This is a genomic window from Agarivorans sp. (genome assembly GCF_050295395.1).
Taxonomy (GTDB): Bacteria; Pseudomonadota; Gammaproteobacteria; order Enterobacterales; family Celerinatantimonadaceae; genus Agarivorans.
On record NZ_JBNKPP010000055.1, the window covers coordinates 1 to 1,783 of the forward strand.

Sequence of the window (1,783 nt, forward strand, 5' to 3'; positions counted from 1 at the left end):
ATGGTATCCATGGCCCCTGAGTATTTCAGGGTGTTGAGCAGGAATACCGCGCCGAAGATGATGGTTAAGGGGGTGATGGCTGACAGCAGTCCTTCGAGAACCGATGCGGCTAACAGCGTGGTATCCATTTGCCAAATAAACACGGCGGCAAGCGCCGTAACTATCATGGAGATGGGCATAGCTTTGGACGCTGGCATTCTCAGTAATACGAGAAAGATCATTACACTGATTACTGGCGTCAAGCTGGCGAGGAGTTGAAGTATTGTCATGCTTGCCTCTACATAAAGTGGTCTGTCTTATTATTTATATTTGGATATTGCTAGTGTTTTCCTGTTTAACCCTCGGCGGATAAATCAGCAGTTTCAACTGCCAATGCCAAGAGTCACAACATTCTGTGGTGTGTACTAGACGCTATTCGGGGCTTAACTAATATGATCTAGATCATTTTGACTGCTGTATAAAATGCTAATTTACAGTGCTGCGGGAGGCTTCTCTCAGAGGATTTTCCTAACTGTGATCCATGTCACTCGAAGGTGGTTTTTTATATTTCGATAATGGGATGATTCACTGATTTCTATTCCTTAAGGTTATAAAAATCGAGATATCCGCTAAATTAGCTATCAGTATTGCAATTAACTGATCCATTTATTTCATTAATGAGTACTTAATGGATTTTTAAGACAATATTAAAATGTGACTCATGTCTCATTTTTATGTGGCGGTAAAAATCACTCCGCTAAATTGAATTGAGTAAGATAATGAATAAATAGATTTTTATTGAGTTTTGCACCGCAGGAAATATTGAGAGCAAGATCAAATTTTAGTGATGACTAAATTTCGCGTGATGAATATCACTTAATGAATTTTGTTTTAATCTGAAATTTAATAACGGTTAATAAAGCTGTTTACAGCCACGCAGCCGCAACACACCATTCTGTTAACAACTGGTATGGGAATTAACCTGAGTGATTAATGATGGCGTGCCTTTGTGGCCATTATGCCTTCGCCTAATGTGGGCTTAAAACAGCTTACTGCCCCAGCCGAGCTTACTGCGTAACACATGGAAGTAATTATGGCCTTTAGGGTGGATAAGCCTGAGCTGCTCAGAGCTGCGGCGCACTATGATTTCATCGCCGGGTAAGACGGCTAAATGCACGTGGCCATCACAACCTACTTCGAGATTTTCGCCATTTTCAGGGGAGACGACCATCTTAATGGTGCTGCAGGCATCGACCACTATGGGGCGACACGACAGTGTATGTGGAAACATAGGCACTAAGATTAATGCCTGTAAATTCGGGGTCAGAATGGCGCCACCTGCCGACAGGGCATAGGCGGTCGATCCCGTCGGGGTTGAGACTATCATGCCATCGGCGCGTTGGCTGTACATGAATTGATTGTCTATATAAACTTCAAATTCAATCATATGGGCGATTTTACCCGGATGCAGCACTGCCTCATTCACTGCGGTATTGCTCGCTTTTAACATGCCGTGACGATAGACCTCGGCTTCGAGTAAAAAGCGGTGCTCGGTATCAAATTCCCCATCGAGCACTTTGGCGAGTGCTTCTTCAAAGGCATCGGGCGGTAAATCCGTTAAAAAGCCCAAGTTGCCACGGTTAACCCCAATCACGCCCACATCGAAGCGTGCTAGCACTCTGGCGGCGCCGAGCATATTGCCATCGCCACCCACGACTATGGCTAAATCGCAGCGTGCACCAATCTCTAATAAATCGACCGCGACGATATTGGTCCCTAACTCGCTGGCAACACGCTCTTCCAC

Annotated in this window: 2 protein-coding genes; both read right to left on the bottom strand. The window is 44.8% G+C overall.

What is annotated here, in order from left to right; genetic code table 11:
- Positions 1-269 (bottom strand): L-lactate permease (locus tag ACQY6Q_RS03245; RefSeq protein ID WP_427977811.1); only part of this gene is annotated, 269 nt, incomplete at its 3' end.
- A 749-nt stretch (positions 270-1,018) separates the two neighbouring features.
- Positions 1,019-1,783, bottom strand: a 765-nt coding sequence (gene nadK, locus ACQY6Q_RS03250) for an NAD(+) kinase (RefSeq protein ID WP_427977813.1), incomplete at its 5' end; no start/stop codon positions are given.